Genomic DNA, 15,614 nt, shown 5'->3' with positions numbered 1-15,614 from the left:
GCCTCCGCCGGGCACCGGGTCTATGACAGTCGGACGAGGCCTGAGATGATGGGGGCATACATCCACTGTAGAAAAGAAGACCACCTAGGTCGACTCCGAGGCCATAAGCTCACATTTATTAGCGCAACCCAAACCACACTGATCATCCAAAATCGGCCCAGCCCCAATAGCCCCAAATGAAGCCGTTCTAGTGGTCTCGCATCGGACTGGCATATTCAAGGCGTACGGACGGAGGCGGCGAGTCTTAATCCACCGACAGCCAACCCGCCGCGGCAAGCTGGCTATAGAAGCGATACAGCCGGAATCAGTACTTCCCGTTGTTTCCCTGCCGCTGCCCTCGATAGGGTGACAACGGCCTACCATCACCAGGGGGAGAAATGATGAAGTATGTGACGAAGACTGCAGCTGCTGTAGCACTGGCAGGCGGCATGCTGTTCGGGGCGAGTGTGCCAGCAAACGCGGCCCCGGTCTGTTGCTGGACCATGACGAACACCTACGCGACGTATTCGGGATGCATGGCGGCGTTGAAGTACGAGTTGTACCGCATCAACGCCAGTCCACGGACGCAGGTCGACGACTACAAGCCATGCTTCCGCGACGGCTCACGGTACAAGTACGCCATCCGCTACATCTACAACATGTAGCGCACACGTCGCCCGGTGGTTGAAGGAGCCCGCTACTGAGTTCCCTCCTTCAACCGTCCCTGGGTTCGGTTCCCGCCTATGCCTAATCGACCGGCTCGATCAGGTGCGGTCCGTCGTTGCGCGCGTTCCCGCCGTTGCACCAACGACCCCAGGAAGCAGATGAGGTTCCGGGATTTCCTCCAGCGCCTGCTGTACCTCGAAACCGTCGGGGAGAGTCGGGTTCAACCAATCATCGCGCAGACCCAGCGGCATACTGACCGGTGTTCTGTCATCGATGTGCATGAGGGCGTCCGTTGCCGGGCAGGTCAGGATTGGCTAGCGGGACTGCTCCAGCCGGAGGTCTACCGTGGTCAGCTTTGCTCACACCGTCAGATCATTGTGACCCTTATCGCCGTCCTTCTCACCGGGCAGTGAAGACACCTCTCATCATTGTCTGGCGCGCTACAGGAGCTAGCGATCGAGGCAGGCAGGCAGGCATCGATTAGCCAGCGGGCCATGTCGAGGGTGATGTGTCCAGCTTCAAAGGACCGTCGGTATGATCTTGTCTGACCCAGCGGTCGCGCATGTCCAGCAAGTAGGATTTCGGCGTGCCGAGTCGCGACGAAATCCTGAGTTTCCATGAAGTCCCTGCGCCGCCCGGGGCGAGCCCGTGGGTGATCCAGCCTTTGCGTGCTGCGATAGAGGTAGTGGAATACGACTCTCGATGGCCAGGTGAGGCTCAAAAAATTTGTGAGAGATTGCATTCAGCCTTGGGCCTCAGGGCCCTGCGGGTAGAGCACGTCGGATCGACGGCGGTGCCGGGACTTCCAGCCAAACCGGTCATAGATCTTGACCTCATGGTTGCTGACCCTGCTGCTGAACAGAGTTGGCTGCCGCAATTGCAGAACGCCGGCTTCCTCCTTACGGTCCGTGAGCCGTGGTGGCATGAGCACCGAATGTTACGTAACGGCCCGCGTAGAACTGACGGCATGGATACCAATGTTCATGTCTTCGGCCCGGACAGTCCCGAACTGGTCAAACACATCGTCTTCCGCGACTGGTTGCGTGCCGACTCCACCGATAGAGAGCTCTACGCGGAAACGAAACGCGCTGCTGCTGGTAAAACACCGCAGCGCGTCATGGACTACAACGCCCGCAAAGAGACAGTTATCCATGATATCTATAAGCGGGCCTTTCGCGCGGCAGGGTTTCTCATCTAAGTGTCCCTCTCAGCCAAAGAACGCAAAGCAATCCCTACAGGACGATACTGAAGCGGCTGATCCCGCCATATAGTGTTAGAGGATCGTGTCATGTTGATGAAGGGGCAACCTCGATATCTGACGGTCTGAGGGCTCGAGCAGCGCCCCTTCACAGCCAGGTGCTTCATTGAAGAGAATGAGTGTGCGGTACTCGATGGAATGCTGAGCTTTCTGCCCAGTGTTGTCCGCGGTGGCACAGCACCGCCCCTTTCCGGGGCTGGGCGCCTTCCTTGTACTGTTCTTCTTTTGGGGCCGGAAGACGGCAGTGTGAAGCAGTTTCCTGTCCGCAAGCCCTGACTATGCGGTCCGATTTTTGGAAAAGACCTACTGGCTGGCATGACCCGGAGTGTTGCGTATAGGTACACCCTGCACGACAGCGTCGCTAGAGAACGGCTGACCATCCGCCTGTGTCCTGCGCATCAGGAATTGCGTTGCTACCCACCACAACACCAGCGCTTCGAGCCGTCCGCGCGCCGAGCACGGACGACGGCGGAACACCCTGCCCGCGCACGGTGCGGTCAGCGGGGTCATGCATTCAGCGGGGTCAGCAGGATCAGCGGGGTCTGCGGAGTGTGACGGGGCCCTTGGCGGTCGAGGGGTCTACGACGGCGCCGCGCTGCACCATCTCCGCGAGTCCGCGGGCGACGAGCCTGCGGGCAGCGTTGCGTGCGGGCTCGTGCAGCGGGCTGTCACTGCCGCCGAGGGCCGCTGCGGCGTCGGCCGGGTCGATCCCCGAACTGCGGGTTGCGGCGTCGAGCCGCGCGAGCAGCCACTTCTCGAGCGCGGTGTCGGTGGCACGGATTTTGCGGGACCGGCAGGCGTCGCTGCAGTAGGCGACGTCCTCCCAGTTCCGCTCCCACTTCTTCCGCCACTCGATGCGGCGTCCGCAGGAGCGGCAGGACTTGGGCTCGTGCGCAGGACCTGCCGACCTCATCACCGGGCCACCGCAGCCGTCACAGGCGCCCGGAGATGGAGCGGGTCACGGCGAAGGCGCCGTCGCTCAATGGGCGAGAGCGGTCGCACATTTTCGTACCCCTTACACAACGCGAGTCGGGCGGCTCTGCTAGTCGGGCACCGTCCAGAGAAAAGCGTGCTGAGGTAGACGCTTGCCTGTGCAAGGTCATTCAGCCATTGTATCGAGAAAACGCACCCCTGCTTGAAAGACAGGGTAGCAAAACATAGCAGGAACAGTAGTGGCGGGGGAAATGCTGTTCTTCGTCCTAGTATGTTGCATCCCACGGGATGCAAGACGAAGGGGATTCTTCTGCTTATCCTGTCGGCTTCGCTTATTGTGACAATTGGCGCAGTGCTCGGCCCTGTGTCCATCGAAGACGCTTGCGGCGGATGTTTCAGGCGGATGTTTCAATAGTCAGGTTCGGTGGTCGATGACCGCGAAGGAACCGACGCCGATGACGAACAGGGTCGCCATGAGCAGAGTCATGACCATCGGTGGTTCGGCGCCGAATCCAATGGCTAGGGTGGCGATGCCGATCAAGGGGAGTGATGCCAGGCCGACCACGGCAAGTGCACGGGTCAGGAGTGTGTCCTCGCGCTCGTCTCCGGTCTGGGTCCACGCCCGCTCGAAGGTCGTGGCACGTTCCGGCCTGCGAAGCACCCTCCATGCCATGACCAGTGCCGCGGCGATACCGATCCCCAGTCCGACGAGAAACCCGGGAATCATGTTGCCCGGGGCGTGCTCGCGGAGCAGCACCACGGCGATGGTCACCAGACCGAGGATCACTCACAGGATTCCCAGGGCCATCACGTTGCATGAAAAGCGGGTGTCAGTCTGCATGGAAAATCTCCTCTACTGGACGGTGGAAGTAGCGGGCGATGGCGATCGCCAAAGGCAGGGATGGATCGTAGCGGCCCGTCTCGATCGAGTTGACGGTCTGCCGCGAGACCTGAAGAGCTTCGGCTAGCTCTCGCTGCGACATGCCCATCTCGGCGCGAAGATCGCGGATCTTGTTCGGCACTCCACCCCCTCATGTAAAACGCGCTTGTCCTGACAAGGCTGCTTTACATTGCGTAGGGTGTCAATCACTCAAGCTATTCCACTGCTGCGCCGGGTGTCGGTATGCCGCCGCTTCTAGTTGCTTGTGGCAGTGATTCCTCCACTGCGGACGGGCGTCCTTCGACGCCGCCAGTGCGCTTGTGCGTACTGCAGGGTTCAACTGGGCGGTGGTCATGGCTGCATCGAGGTCAGGGGCTTTGGCTACGCAGAAGCCTCAAACGAACCTATGTAGTGAGAATCTGCCGAGGAAGCGAGCGGGTGGACGTAGCTTGGAAGCAGGACCGCACATTTCACATCAACCCTGGGGATTGTTCGTTGACGCACATCTATACCACCGAACCGATGCCGTTGCGCAGGCAGGTAACACCATCGACTCTCGGGCAGGCGTCCTGGGCGCTGATGTTCATTGCCATCTACATCGCCGTGGTCGCCGGCGTGATCGTCGCTGTGGGGCTCTTAGGCCTGGTCACGTTCACAATTGCGTCACTTCTGCCGGTCTTCCTCGTCACAGTCACAGCGGCAGTACTCCTCGCTCTTTACCTTCATCTCTTCCGCCGGAACCGTCTCACTCCAGCTGATCTTGGGTTTCGGCGCCCCACGCCCCGGTTGCTGCACCTGCTCTGGCAGATACCGGCGACCATCATCGTTTGCGGTTCCCTGCAGGGCCTGTTCCTTATCGTCCTTACCTCCGTCGGGGTGAACACGGCGTCGGCTGGAAACGCTGACGATCCCCTCGCCGACATCGTCAACCTGTCCGCTCCTCTGATCGCGGTTTGCCTGCTGGTCGTCGCCGTCATCACTCCACTGTGGGAGGAAATCCTGTTCCGAGGCGCATTCTTGGACGGTTTGACCAGACGCTTTCGGCCTGGTGTCGCAGTCGTTCTATCGGCTGCTCTCTTCGCGGCAGTTCACCTCGTCCCACTGACGTTCGTCTACCTCTTCACTCTGGGGATCGCGTTGGCACTCCTTCGCCGCTTCCATCAGAACCTCTGGGCCCCAATACTCCTGCACGCAGCTAACAACGCCCTCGTCACGGGCACCATTCTCGCCGTCGTCTGACCGGGGCCGGTCTACGGAGGCGTGGCATTTACAAGTCCCGCTGATAGGCCACGGAGGGAGTGAATGCTTATGGCCCACTGATCAGGGTGGTGGCGACGATGAGCGCTTGGAGTAGCACGAAGCCCCATAGTGCCGACCCCACAGCCCACCAATAGTGACCACGCTTCAGGGCAAGAACTGCTCCTGTAAGACCGAGCAGAATGGGTATGAGAAAAATCCACACGGGGCGTAGGTTGCCGGACCCTGTCCAGTCGGGGAGCAGGAGCACACTAACCGCTGCCAGGACCATCAAACCCCACGTCGCGAAAGGCCGGTTCGTGGGGGCTGCCTGATCGGTGTAATCCTTAGGGCGACGCACTCGCACCGCCTTTCTATGTCCCGAATTCATGCGAGTCGATCAGTGCTGCCCGGAGGCGGTGATGCCTCGATCGATGGTGGCGCGCTGATCGCTAGGGCTTGCTGGTGTCGGTACAGCGTCGCCCGGCTCCAGCCCACGAGTCGGGCTGCTTCCTCAGCCGTGCGCCCCTTCGCTCGAGCGTCGGCAGCAATCGCGAGCTTGTCGGCGATGACCTTGGGATTCACGGCTGGCCGCCCAAATTTCGTGCCGGTCTGCTTGGACGCGGCGATGCCGGCGTTGATGCGTTCCACGATGAGCTCCCGCTCATACTCGGCCAGAGTCGCCAGCATGTTCAGCATCAGCCGGCCCGTCAACGTCGCCGGATCAATACCGTCAGAAAGGGATCGAATAAGGATCCCGCGGTCGCGGAGCATATTCACAGTGTTAAGGACGTCGATGAGGGACCGGCCCAGCCGGTCGACGCGCCACACGACGACGGTATCTCCCTCGTCGGCGTACCCGAGCAACTTCTTCATACCAGGACGTTCAATCGCGGTCCTCGTTCCCGAGGTCACATCAGCGAAGACATCTCGCTTATGCACCCCCGCAGCGACCAGTGCGTCGAGTTGCAGCTGCGCATCCTGACTCGATGTGCTGACCCTGGTGTAGCCGAGATGCCTCATCCCGCCATTCTGACTCACAAACCTCGAAGGCGAGCACTTTCGAGACGCACTACGGTGAGACAAGTTTCCGAGACATGCAGAGGGCCGGAATTGCGGGGGAGTGATCGCTCGGCGTGACGGCCCTGCGGCTGTCTTGAAAAGCTTTAGGTTTGTGAGACGTGTTCCCTGCTCGGCTTGCGGGAGGTTCGGCTATCAGAAGGACAAGGATCAGGGTTAGGGCAGCGTCTGTTCGTGCATGAGTTCGCGGACGCGGGGTGCTACTTGGGTTCCGTAGAGCTCGATGCTGTTCATGAGGTGGGTGTGTCCGAGTAGGCCCATGCTGTAGCGCATGTCGAAGCGGGAAGCGCCGAGGAGCCGGAGGTTCTTGGCGATTTTATGAGCCACGGTTTCGGGAGAGCCGATGTAGAGGGCGCCGTCAGGTCCAGCGCCCTGGAGGTACTGGGCCCGGGAGAAGGGCGGCCATCCCCGTTCACGGCCGGCTTTCTCCATGAACGCCATGTGGTGCGGGTAGATAGTCTCAAGTGCTTCCTCGTCCGTCTCGGCCACGTAGCCGGAGGAGTGAATGGCGATCGGCTGTGCCGGCTTGCCGAGTTCTGCCAGGGCCCGCCGGTAGAGATCGGCGTAGGGTTCGAAGCGTGCCGGTTCGCCTCCGATGATTGCAAGCATCAGGGGCAGTCCGTAGTGGGCTGCCCTGACCACGGACTGGGGGGAGCCGCCGACGCCTACCCAAGTGGTCATGGTCCCTGATTCAGGGCGGGGATAAACCCACTGGTTTGCGAGGCTGCCGCGCTTGGTACCCGACCAGGTCACGGGTGCATCTTTGAGCAGTTCGGCGAACAGTTCGATCTTCTCCTCGAACAGGATCTCGTAGTCAGTGAGGTTATAGCCGAACAGGGGAAAGGACTCGGTGAAGGACCCACGGCCGAGGACCACCTCGGCGCGTCCCTGGCTGAGGGCGTCGAGGGACGCGAAGCGCTGGTAGACGCGGACGGGGTCGTCGCTGCTGAGTACGGTGACGGCGGATCCGAGGCGAATGTTCTTGGTGCGGGCGGCGATCGCGGCGAGGACCACTTCGGGGGCGCTGACGGCGAATTCGATGCGATGGTGCTCACCTAGGCCGAAGAAGTCCAGGCCGAGCTGGTCGGCGAGGACCGCCTGATCCACCACGTCGCGGATGGCTTGTGCGTGGCTTACAAGGACGCCATCGGTGGTTTCGGTGACGTCACCGAAAGTGTCCAGGCCGAGCTCGATGGGGTACTGCATAGTGTTCTCCTGATCATGGTCCGGCCTGTGAGCCGTGAGCGGTGGAGCGGGCGGGACTAGCTGAGGGTTGTGAAGCCCAGGACGGTGGTGGCGATCGATAGGACGGCGAGGACGGCCGGAGGGATGACGGGCTCGTGTCGGCGCTGGTGGACGACGACAGCTCCGATCATCACGATGGCAAGCCCGGTGGCGGCGATCGGGGTGAGGACGGGGGTGATGCCGGTGGCCAGAGGCAAGATCAGGCCGAGCGCGCCGACAATCTCGAGCAGCCCGATGAGTTTAATCGTGGTGGGGGAGAAGTCCTCCGCCCAGGGCATGCCGCGGTTAATCAGCGCGGTGCGGGGCTTGACGAGCTTCACGAAGCCGGCGCCGAGAAAGGCGATGGTGAGCAAGGCGACGAGGATCCAGAGAGCGATGAGCATGACAGTCCTGTTCTGAAGAAGTACAAGGTGACGTACGAGGTGGAGGTGAAGGCTAGGAAAAAGGGCCGCACGACATGAGGGCATGCGGCTGCCAGGTGGGTGTGTCGGGTAGTGAGAGGCCGTTCGGGGCGGGCGGGAGCGTCCTCGGCTGAGGGTGAGGGATTCGGCGAGGGGCCACGTGCCGGGCCGGTACGGCCAGAGGTTGGAGTTCGTAGAACCGGGAGTGCTCGGTGAGCCCGGGGTGTTTTCTTGCGGCCGGGCGTTTTTCGGGTTGGTAGGGGTTGGCTCAGCAGCCGGTGGTGGGCCGGTTCTGGAGGTGGGTGCGGAGGGCCTGAACGGCTGTCCTCATGGCGTCGAGTTGATCGGGGGTGAAGGCGTCGATGAACACCTCGCGGACCACGCGCAGGTGTGAGGGAGATGATCTGCGGAACAGGTCGGCCCCGGCGTCGGTGAGGGTGATGGTCGCTCCGCGGCTGTCACCATCGACCTTGTGGCGGGTGATCAGCTGCCGGTCCTCCATGCGGCGGAGGTGGTGGGAGAGTCTGCTGCGTTCCCATCCGATGGTCTCTGCCAGGTCCGAGGAGCGCAGTGCCCGGTCGGGCGCCTCGCTGAGTGCGAGCATCACTCCGTAGTCGCCCGGGGACATGCCTAAGGTTGCTTGGAAGTCAGCGGTGAGGGCACGTTTGACCGCTTCGGAGGTCTCGATGTAGTCCCGCCAGACAGCGAGTTCATCCCGAGTGGGTGAACGCTTGGTCCTGACCGGGGTCATTATCTCGTCCATGCCTGTCCTCCTTGTTGCTACCTCGTCCCGACACCGCCGGACCGATTTTCCGACCCGAGGGTGGGCCCAGGAGCTGCCGGATGGGCAGCTCCTGGGAAGGTTCGATCATCCCAGACGATCGACGTCATGACCCGAGTGCGTGTTCGTGGTGGCCCCGGGGAGCGGAGCCGCCCTGCTGCGCCGGCGTCAGTAGGCGACGGAGAAGCGCTGACGGGAGTGCTTGGGCTGCTCGATCTCATCGACGAACGCGATCGCGTAGTCGGCACCGGAAATATTCGATTGGTGGTTCTCGTCGCTGAGCAGGACGTCACCGCCCAGGCGGAAGGTGCCGGTGCGCTCACCCGGTGCCCAGGCACCGAAACCGCCGGCGGGGCTGAGGTAGAACCAGTCGAGGTCGGCCGGTGCTTCGCGGAGCGCTTCGAGCACGTCCGCGTGGTTCTGGGCTTCGGGGCGGAAGTCCGCCGGGAAGACCTCGAGGTCCATGACCTTGGGCCCGCCGTCATAGGCGTTCAAGGACCCAGCTCCACCGACCACGCCGAGCCGCGCTCCGGCGGCGATGGCGGCATCGATGACCGCAGGAATGGAGTCCAGGAGGCGGGGTCCGCCGTCCTCGGTGGCGCTGGCCGGCAGCGACACGACGATGACGTCGGCTCCGGTGACAGCGGTACGGACCGTTTCGGCGTCGTGCAGGGATCCGGTGCTGAAGGAGACACCCTCAGGGGCGGTGTCCGGTGAACGGCGGGCAACGCCCTGGACGTCGTGGCCGCGGGAGACCAGCTCGGTGGTGATGTTGCTTCCGGCGTACCCGGTGGCGCCGAAGACGATGACCTTGGACATGGGGTCCTACTTTCTCAATGACTGTTGCTGAAGGTTTCTGGTCGGAGCTTTCCTCCGGCCGATGCTCAAACACTACGTCCAGGTAATTGATGTGTCAATTACCTGGACTGACCAGGAGTCCGTGACGTCGGGCACATCCGATGACGCGCCGCATGATGGGTCACGGCAGGCTCTTGAATATAGTTGACGTATCAACTATATGTTCTGTACGCTGCAGCGATCTGGGCTGCGGAACAACCTGTAGCGGATGAGGAGTGAGCATGATGAAGAAGATCGGGTTCCTGTCCTTCAACTACTGGAGTGACCAGCGGGGTTCGCGTGTGCGTTCCGCCAGGGAATCTTTGTTCCAGGCGGTCGATCTGGCCGTGGCGGCGGAGGAGATCGGCATTAGCGGCGCGTATTTCCGGGTCCATCACTTCGCCGAGCAGCAGGCGAATCCGTTCCCTCTGCTTTCCTCCATCGCGGCGAGGACCGCGACATTGGAGGTCGGCACCGGGGTGATCGACATGAGGTATGAGAACCCGCTCTCCCTCGCGGAGCAGGCCGCAGCAACTGATTTGCTCTCAGGGGAGCGTCTGCAGCTCGGGGTGAGCCGGGGTTCACCCGAACACGCGGACCGCGGTTACCGCTCCTTCGGACATGTCCCGGCACCGGGTTCCTCGGACGCCGACATGGCTCGTGAGCGGACCGCTGAACTGCTATCAGCCCTTGAAGGCGCACCCATTGCCGACCCGAATCCCCAGCTCTACCCAGGAGGCCGGAAGCTGCCAATCACCCCGCGATCGGACACCCTGCGCGAACGTGTGTGGTGGGGCGCCGGGAACCTCCACTCAGCGCTCTGGACCGCGAAGCAGGGGATGCAGCTGATGAGTTCCACCCTCATCCAGGATGAGAAGGGCATCCCGTTCGACCGCCTGCAACTCGAGCAGATCGACGGGTTCAGGAAGGCCTGGCACGAGACCGGCTGGGACTGGGCCCCACGAGTATCGGTTGCCCGAAGCATTATGCCGGTTGTCGATGACGTCACGCGCGCTTACTTCGCCAGCAAACGGTCCGGAGGCGAAGGGGTCGGGCAACTGGAAGGTATCAGCAGCCGCTTTGGGCCGAGCTTCTACGGTGAACCTGAAGAGCTCGTTGAACGGCTACGCAGCGACGCGGCCCTCGATGCCGCGGACATGGTGATGATCACCATCCCAAACCAGCTCGGCGTGGACATCAACACCACCCTGCTCCAAGGAATCAAAGCCGTCGGAGACGCACTGGGTTGGAACCACCCCTGACCCGCCCAAAGCTTCCATCAGCACAAGCTTCAGCCCATGCTGGGAACGTGTTGAAAAAAGCAGAGCGAACACGTCAAGTGCAGTTTTGGATTGTTGATCGAAGCGCCGTAATCGAAACGATAAAGGGACAGAAGTTGATTGCCCTACGTGCGGCCTGTTGTGCGTGGTGCACATGGCGCAACACCTTTAGCGGATCAGCCGGGTGTAGGTAGGTGGAGTCCGGAGGGTGGAGTTCCAGGCCGTCCGCCCTACTCAGGGGTAGCGGATGACTGGCCGGTTTGTGGTGGCCGCCATCCTTCGTTCGTTCGGATGGCTTGCTGGATGCGCGTAGTGATGTTGTGGAGCTGGCGTCTTTGAGTGGCTGTCAACGGGTCCAGGACGAGCCTTCTCACTGTGGCGACGTGAGCCGGCGTTGCCTGTTCAAGTAGTTCATGTCCGACATCGGTCAGGGTTGCCCGGGTTGATCTGCCGTCCTTCGGGTCCTGGGCGCGCTGCACCAAACCCCGGCCCTGGAGTCGTGCGACTGCGCGGGACAGTCGTGACAGTGAACTGTTGGCGAAGCCGGCCAGCTCACTCATGCGAAGGGTCTGCTCGGGTGCGTTGGACAGAGCGAAGAGGATGCCGTGCTCGAAGTGCGTCAGACCGAAGTCGTGCATCAACGGCGCATCGAGTGCCGGCGGCAACCACTCCAGAACTGTTGCCAGTCCCACCCACGTTCCGAGGTCATCCCCCGCAAGATCTTCGGGCCGGTGGGTATCAGTCATATGACCACAGTACGAGAACCAGCCCGGACCCGCCGCTCGTTTACTTGACCGGGCAACTATCCGACCCCTAGAGTTTAGTTTCCCAGTCAAGTTATAAGTGAGGTACGACGAAGCATGGACATGCAGTTGGCGACGAAGCGAGCGTTTATCAGCGGCTCCACCCAGGGCATTGGCTACTCAACCGCGAAGGCCCTTCTCGATGAGGGAGTCTCGGTCGTCATCAATGGGCGCACCGAGGATCGGGTCGAGAATGCGGTACGGCAACTGGAATCAGAAGTACCCGGCGGCACCGTCTCAGGCATCGCCGCCGACTTCCGTGACCCCGCCGAGGTACAGCGCCTCGTGGCGTCGCTCGATGGCATCGACATTCTCGTCAACAACGTTGGGCTCTTCGACGTGAAGCCCTTCGAGAGCACCTCTGATGATGACTGGGCACGTTACTTCGACGTGAACCTGATGAGTGGTGTGCGGCTCTCACGTGCCCTACTTCCACAGATGATCCACGCAGGATGGGGCCGGATCATCTTCATCAGCAGCGAATCAGGCGTGAACATCCCCGCAGACATGATCCATTACGGCGTCACCAAAGCCGGAATGCTCGCCCTGGGGAACGGACTCGCCAAACTCACCCGTGGTACCGGGGTCACGGTCAACACGATCCTCGGCGGACCCACCTACTCCGACGGGGTAGCCCAGACGGTGGAGCAGATAGCCGAGGTACAACAGCTCGCGACAGACGATCTCAAGGCAATGATCATCGGTGGGAACCAGACCACGCTTCTCGAGCGGTTCATCGAGCCCGACGAAATCGCCACCCTGGCCGTGTACCTTGCAAGCCCCCTGTCGTCCGCAACGAATGGGGCCGCGGTGCGAGCCGATGGAGGGGTACTCACCTCGATCCTCTAGTAGAACGTCGCGGCATCCTGTGACTCTGCCCGTCACTGCGCGAAAGGACCACTACTCTCGCGAAAAGGCACAGCTGGCAGCAGGGGTAATCAGCGTCTCTTATTGGAACGTATCCGCTACACGCAGCTGCGACACCGCGTTGCAGACCCTGATTTGCAGCGATGGTGCGGTGTCCGACTTATTCGGGTGTCCCAAAAGCATTAGGTTTCCGAGGCACTCTTTTGCGGTCCGGAGTCGGGGTGGAGTGGGCTGGTACCCCTTTTCGAGGGAGGATTTGCGCGCTTCTGCGGATGTGTACAGGGTGGATGTATGGATGAGCAGGAGAGCGAGGCCCGGGCCGGCGATGATGCGGTCGGGCGCCACTTTTTGGGCGCGTTGGCCTGGCCGGCAGTTGCAGGGTCGTGGCTATGGGCAGCGATCATCAGTGACGGAATCGCCGGACCGTACTTCTTCCTTCACCTCAGCGCGGTGTGTTTGTGTATGGCTGCGGCTGCCCACAGCTGGATGTCATTTCGCGGCCAGGCACTGAAGGCACGTCGCCGGCATCACCACCCCTAGCGGAACCAGAGGGCTTCTCGCCAGCATCGCGTCGGATCATCATGATGAGTGCCGGACTCCGCGTTCTGGCTCGCGAATACCTTCCCCGCGTTGATGCGGAACAGACCGCCGTTTTGTCCCACTGTGGTGGGCAAATCTGGTCGAGGATTTTGGTGCTGATACGTCCGAGGTCCGCGACGTCCTGGTCATCGAGAGCGTCGAATACGAGAGCCCGCACCTTTCTCACATGGTTCTCGGCGAGGGACACTACGGTGTCGAAGCCGACGTCTGTCAGCACGGCCATGCCACGGTTTCCTCTGCTGTCTCTCTGTCCGTCGGCATCAACGGCGCTGCGGGTGATCCATCCGCGTTTTTCGAGTTTGCGAATGACATGACCGAGGCGGGATATGGAGCATGACAGAGTTCCGGCGAGTTCCTTCATTGTCATCCGCGTTCTTTCGGCTTCGGACAGCATCGCCAGTACGTAGTAGTCGAACATGGTGATCCGTACCGCATGGAACAGGGGGGAGCTCAGCCGCGACGGGACATTCAGGGTTACCGCCTGAAGGATCAGCCATATCCTTCGCTCCTGCTCAGATAAGGTTTGGCTCACTCGTCGTCCTCCCCGTTCACTGTCATCCGAGGTATGCCGGATTGAAGTTTGGAGGTGAGGTAGAGGCGGTGGGTGGTGATGACGATGGTGAGCCAGAGGGAGCCTAGCGCCCAGGCCATGAGGACGTCGGTGAGCCAGTGGTGGCCGAGATATACACGGCTGATACCCATGGTGATCGCGAAGAGGATGGCGATGACCGCTGTCCATGCCACGGTTCGTCGTGTTCGTCGGCGGAGCATCAGCAGGTAGGCGATGATGCCGGCCAGGACCAGTGAGTTCAGTGCGTGGCCGCTGGGGAAGGAGTCGGAGTATTCGTACGGGGGGATGGCATTGCTCAGGGGTGGTCGGGCGCGTCCGATGAACTGCTTGCTGACGACGGTGATGAGAACGGAACCTGCAGCTGCGAGGACGATCAGTACCACGGGGGTCCAGGATCGTCGCCGGATGGCCAGCACAATCATGATCGTGCCGGCCAGGGCGCTCATGCCGATGGGCCCGCCGATCGTCGTATACGCGGTGAGGGCCTCATCGACAGGAGGCGACCGCATAGCCATCGCCGCTTGGAGTGCTGGCGTGTCCAGGAGCTGGGCGCCGTCTCCTTCCACGGTCGCTTCGTACAGTTCGGTGGCGCCGGTCGCAGTTCCCAGGATCAGCAGAACCCCGGTAAGGAGCACGACGGCGAGGGTCACCACGGCACCAATGCGCGAGCTCAGTCGAAACAGGAAGGCGACGAAGCGCTGCATGAGCCGGGTGTGCCAATGCGTCAGGTCGTAGCTCAGAATGAACCTGTCCGCAGGAATACCTCGTTTCGCTCTCGTCAGTGGTGCGTGCTCACTCATCGTGGCTCCATCCTTCGTAAGTACCCGGCTCGAAGAGTCCCGATCTGCTGCGGCCCTCCCCAGGGCAACTCGATTCGGCCGGTATCAATGGGTGTCTCTCACGAGCGAGAGTCCGGTGCAGGGTGTGGGCGTTCCGTCGTGGAAGGGATGTTGGCTTCTGTTTCGGTCCTGATAAGTTCCTCGCCCGTGTCAGTGTGCGGAGCTGCGGCGGGCTCGAGCATCTGCTCCCGCGCGTACTGGAAAGCGGTCATGCCGACGGCGATGACCGGGGTCGCGAGGAACGCCCCGATGAGTCCGAAGAGTGAGCCGCCGGCTGTCACCGCGGTGAGAACGACAGCCGGATGGAGTTTGAGGGATTTGCCGACGAGGATCGGTTGCAGGACATTGCCTTCGAGTTGTTGCACGAGCAGCACGATGCCCAGCACGATCAGTGCTGTGACCCAGCCGTCGGCCAGGAGCGCGACGAGGGTGGCGAGGAAGCCCGATCCGACGGCCCCGATGACGGGGAGGAATCCTCCGAAGAAGACCAGGACCGCTAGTGGCAGGGCCAGCGGCACACCGAGTATCCAGAGGCCGACACCAATACAGACGGCGTCTACGAGTGCTACGGCTGCCTGTGAGGAGACGTAGGCGGAGAGGGTCTTCCAGCTCCGCGATGAGATTTTGGCGGTGTGCACGAAGACCGTGCCGGTCGTCCAGCGCAGGAGCCAGGCGGAGAACCGGTCGCCGTCCTTCAGGCAGAAAAACGTCAGGACGAGGGTCAGCAGGATCGTCACGGTAACGGACCCGATCGTGCCGAGACCGGAGGACACCCGGGAGAGGATCTCGCCGACGTTCTCCTGCAGCCAGGACAGGCCGGAGATCAGCAGTTCGTCGATGTCCGGTGCATCGAAGGGGAGGGACTCGGCGAACTCGCCCAGGTTCCTGACGTTATCCACGGCCTGGCTGGACAGGTCCTTCACACCATCGACAGAGAGCGCCGCGGCGCTCCAACTAACGCCGATCGTGCCCACGAGCAGACCGATGATGGTCAGCGCCGCGGAGGCAGCAGCGGGCATGAACCGCCGCAGGAGCCGGTTGGCGGGCCAGAGGATGGAGGACAGCAGGAGGGCCAGGATCAACGGCAGGACGATCACCCACAGGGCGGACAGGAGGTAGAACAGGCCCACCACCACGGCAGCGACGATCAGGATTCGGCCGAGGATTGTTGTCGCGGGCGTCAGCGTCTCGAGGAACGCGCCGCGACGGATCCGCTGCAGCATCGCCCGTGAAGGTGTTGCTCCGTGTCCTCGCGTGTCGGGGCGCTGCTGATTCTGGGAGGTATTGGCGTGCTCGGTCATGTAGTCCCTGTCCCTTGTGCGGTTGTTGCAGCGCCGGTCGACTTCCGGCGGTCCCAT

General features: G+C 62.0%; 18 protein-coding genes. 5 read left to right on the top strand and 13 right to left on the bottom strand.

Annotated elements, in window-relative coordinates; all coding sequences use genetic code 11:
- Positions 1 to 482: 482 nt before the first annotated feature.
- The gene (locus tag ACX80L_RS10005; protein WP_459289396.1) at positions 483 to 644 is read left to right on the top strand and encodes a hypothetical protein; all 162 of its coding nucleotides are present in this window, start codon (positions 483 to 485) and stop codon (positions 642 to 644) included.
- 99 nt (positions 645 to 743) lie between these two features.
- Here ACX80L_RS10005 and ACX80L_RS10000 read toward each other — a convergent pair whose 3' ends face one another.
- The gene (locus ACX80L_RS10000; protein ID WP_459289394.1) at positions 744 to 926 is read right to left on the bottom strand and encodes a hypothetical protein; all 183 of its coding nucleotides are present in this window, start codon (positions 924 to 926) and stop codon (positions 744 to 746) included.
- Positions 927 to 1,231: 305 nt separating this feature from the next.
- Between ACX80L_RS10000 and ACX80L_RS09995 the strand changes: the two genes are divergently transcribed.
- A complete protein-coding gene (locus ACX80L_RS09995; RefSeq protein ID WP_459289392.1) occupies positions 1,232 to 1,843 on the top strand; it encodes a GrpB family protein in 612 nt (203 codons plus the stop codon).
- Between the two features lie 592 nt (positions 1,844 to 2,435).
- On the opposite strand, the gene ACX80L_RS09990 is transcribed toward ACX80L_RS09995, so the two are convergent.
- From ACX80L_RS09990 to ACX80L_RS09980, 3 genes are all read right to left on the bottom strand, one after another.
- Entirely contained in the window at positions 2,436 to 2,816 is a 381-nt protein-coding gene (locus tag ACX80L_RS09990) for a DUF2256 domain-containing protein (protein ID WP_459289390.1), read from the bottom strand.
- 435 nt (positions 2,817 to 3,251) lie between these two features.
- Positions 3,252 to 3,623, bottom strand: a complete 372-nt coding sequence (locus ACX80L_RS09985; RefSeq protein ID WP_459289388.1) for a hypothetical protein — start codon at positions 3,621 to 3,623, stop codon at positions 3,252 to 3,254.
- Positions 3,624 to 3,666: 43 nt separating this feature from the next.
- Positions 3,667 to 3,858, bottom strand: a complete 192-nt coding sequence (locus ACX80L_RS09980) for a helix-turn-helix transcriptional regulator (protein ID WP_459289387.1) — start codon at positions 3,856 to 3,858, stop codon at positions 3,667 to 3,669.
- Positions 3,859 to 4,211: 353 nt separating this feature from the next.
- On the opposite strand from ACX80L_RS09980, the gene ACX80L_RS09975 reads away from it, so the two are divergent.
- On the top strand, positions 4,212 to 4,955 hold the full coding sequence (locus ACX80L_RS09975; protein WP_459289385.1) for a CPBP family intramembrane glutamic endopeptidase: 744 nt from the start codon (positions 4,212 to 4,214) through the stop codon (positions 4,953 to 4,955).
- 384 nt (positions 4,956 to 5,339) lie between these two features.
- Here the strand turns inward: ACX80L_RS09975 and ACX80L_RS09970 are convergent, their stop codons facing one another.
- The 5 genes from ACX80L_RS09970 to ACX80L_RS09950 all read right to left on the bottom strand — a co-directional run bounded on the left by ACX80L_RS09970 (position 5,340) and on the right by ACX80L_RS09950 (position 9,278).
- Entirely contained in the window at positions 5,340 to 5,975 is a 636-nt protein-coding gene (locus tag ACX80L_RS09970) for a recombinase family protein (RefSeq protein ID WP_459289383.1), read from the bottom strand.
- Positions 5,976 to 6,188: 213 nt separating this feature from the next.
- Positions 6,189 to 7,238 carry an LLM class flavin-dependent oxidoreductase gene (locus ACX80L_RS09965; RefSeq protein WP_459289381.1) on the bottom strand — a complete coding sequence of 350 codons (1,050 nt, stop codon included), beginning with the start codon at positions 7,236 to 7,238 and terminating at the stop codon, positions 6,189 to 6,191.
- A 56-nt stretch (positions 7,239 to 7,294) separates the two neighbouring features.
- Positions 7,295 to 7,660 carry a DoxX family protein gene (locus ACX80L_RS09960; protein WP_459289379.1) on the bottom strand — a complete coding sequence of 122 codons (366 nt, stop codon included), beginning with the start codon at positions 7,658 to 7,660 and terminating at the stop codon, positions 7,295 to 7,297.
- Between the two features lie 286 nt (positions 7,661 to 7,946).
- Positions 7,947 to 8,441, bottom strand: coding sequence for a MarR family winged helix-turn-helix transcriptional regulator (locus ACX80L_RS09955; RefSeq protein WP_459289377.1), 495 nt, complete (start codon positions 8,439 to 8,441; stop codon positions 7,947 to 7,949).
- 186 nt (positions 8,442 to 8,627) lie between these two features.
- On the bottom strand, positions 8,628 to 9,278 hold the full coding sequence (locus ACX80L_RS09950) for an NAD(P)-dependent oxidoreductase (protein ID WP_459289375.1): 651 nt from the start codon (positions 9,276 to 9,278) through the stop codon (positions 8,628 to 8,630).
- A 260-nt stretch (positions 9,279 to 9,538) separates the two neighbouring features.
- Between ACX80L_RS09950 and ACX80L_RS09945 the strand changes: the two genes are divergently transcribed.
- On the top strand, positions 9,539 to 10,558 hold the full coding sequence (locus tag ACX80L_RS09945) for an LLM class flavin-dependent oxidoreductase (protein ID WP_459289374.1): 1,020 nt from the start codon (positions 9,539 to 9,541) through the stop codon (positions 10,556 to 10,558).
- Between the two features lie 248 nt (positions 10,559 to 10,806).
- Here the strand turns inward: ACX80L_RS09945 and ACX80L_RS09940 are convergent, their stop codons facing one another.
- The gene (locus tag ACX80L_RS09940) at positions 10,807 to 11,322 is read right to left on the bottom strand and encodes a MarR family winged helix-turn-helix transcriptional regulator (protein WP_459289372.1); all 516 of its coding nucleotides are present in this window, start codon (positions 11,320 to 11,322) and stop codon (positions 10,807 to 10,809) included.
- A 114-nt stretch (positions 11,323 to 11,436) separates the two neighbouring features.
- Between ACX80L_RS09940 and ACX80L_RS09935 the strand changes: the two genes are divergently transcribed.
- Positions 11,437 to 12,228: an SDR family NAD(P)-dependent oxidoreductase gene (locus ACX80L_RS09935; protein WP_459289370.1), complete on the top strand. Its 792-nt coding sequence runs from the start codon at positions 11,437 to 11,439 to the stop codon at positions 12,226 to 12,228.
- Between the two features lie 460 nt (positions 12,229 to 12,688).
- Here the strand turns inward: ACX80L_RS09935 and ACX80L_RS09930 are convergent, their stop codons facing one another.
- The 3 genes from ACX80L_RS09930 to ACX80L_RS09920 all read right to left on the bottom strand — a co-directional run.
- Positions 12,689 to 13,378, bottom strand: a complete 690-nt coding sequence (locus tag ACX80L_RS09930) for a MarR family winged helix-turn-helix transcriptional regulator (protein ID WP_459289368.1) — start codon at positions 13,376 to 13,378, stop codon at positions 12,689 to 12,691.
- Positions 13,375 to 14,217 carry a phosphatase PAP2 family protein gene (locus tag ACX80L_RS09925; protein ID WP_459289366.1) on the bottom strand — a complete coding sequence of 281 codons (843 nt, stop codon included), beginning with the start codon at positions 14,215 to 14,217 and terminating at the stop codon, positions 13,375 to 13,377. Before ACX80L_RS09925 ends, ACX80L_RS09930 begins: the two co-directional genes overlap by 4 nt.
- Before the next feature lie 98 nt (positions 14,218 to 14,315).
- Positions 14,316 to 15,614, bottom strand: a 1,299-nt coding sequence (locus tag ACX80L_RS09920) for an AI-2E family transporter (RefSeq protein ID WP_459289364.1), incomplete at its 5' end; no start/stop codon positions are given.

The organism is Arthrobacter sp. MDT1-48-3, assembly GCF_054511015.1.
Note: the sequence above shows the minus strand (reverse complement) of the source record. Positions and strands in the feature narration are given on the sequence as shown.

Coding starts and splice junctions, on each gene's coding strand:
- ACX80L_RS09990 (WP_459289390.1), bottom strand. CDS start 2,816: ATGAGGTCGGCAGGTCCTGCGCACGAGCCCAAGTCCTGCCGCTCCTGC.
- ACX80L_RS09950 (WP_459289375.1), bottom strand. CDS start 9,278: ATGTCCAAGGTCATCGTCTTCGGCGCCACCGGGTACGCCGGAAGCAAC.
- ACX80L_RS09940 (WP_459289372.1), bottom strand. CDS start 11,322: ATGACTGATACCCACCGGCCCGAAGATCTTGCGGGGGATGACCTCGGA.
- ACX80L_RS09970 (WP_459289383.1), bottom strand. CDS start 5,975: ATGAGGCATCTCGGCTACACCAGGGTCAGCACATCGAGTCAGGATGCG.
- ACX80L_RS10000 (WP_459289394.1), bottom strand. CDS start 926: ATGCACATCGATGACAGAACACCGGTCAGTATGCCGCTGGGTCTGCGC.
- ACX80L_RS10005 (WP_459289396.1), top strand. CDS start 483: ATGACGAACACCTACGCGACGTATTCGGGATGCATGGCGGCGTTGAAG.
- ACX80L_RS09945 (WP_459289374.1), top strand. CDS start 9,539: ATGATGAAGAAGATCGGGTTCCTGTCCTTCAACTACTGGAGTGACCAG.
- ACX80L_RS09925 (WP_459289366.1), bottom strand. CDS start 14,217: ATGAGTGAGCACGCACCACTGACGAGAGCGAAACGAGGTATTCCTGCG.
- ACX80L_RS09935 (WP_459289370.1), top strand. CDS start 11,437: ATGGACATGCAGTTGGCGACGAAGCGAGCGTTTATCAGCGGCTCCACC.
- ACX80L_RS09965 (WP_459289381.1), bottom strand. CDS start 7,238: ATGCAGTACCCCATCGAGCTCGGCCTGGACACTTTCGGTGACGTCACC.
- ACX80L_RS09960 (WP_459289379.1), bottom strand. CDS start 7,660: ATGCTCATCGCTCTCTGGATCCTCGTCGCCTTGCTCACCATCGCCTTT.
- ACX80L_RS09955 (WP_459289377.1), bottom strand. CDS start 8,441: ATGGACGAGATAATGACCCCGGTCAGGACCAAGCGTTCACCCACTCGG.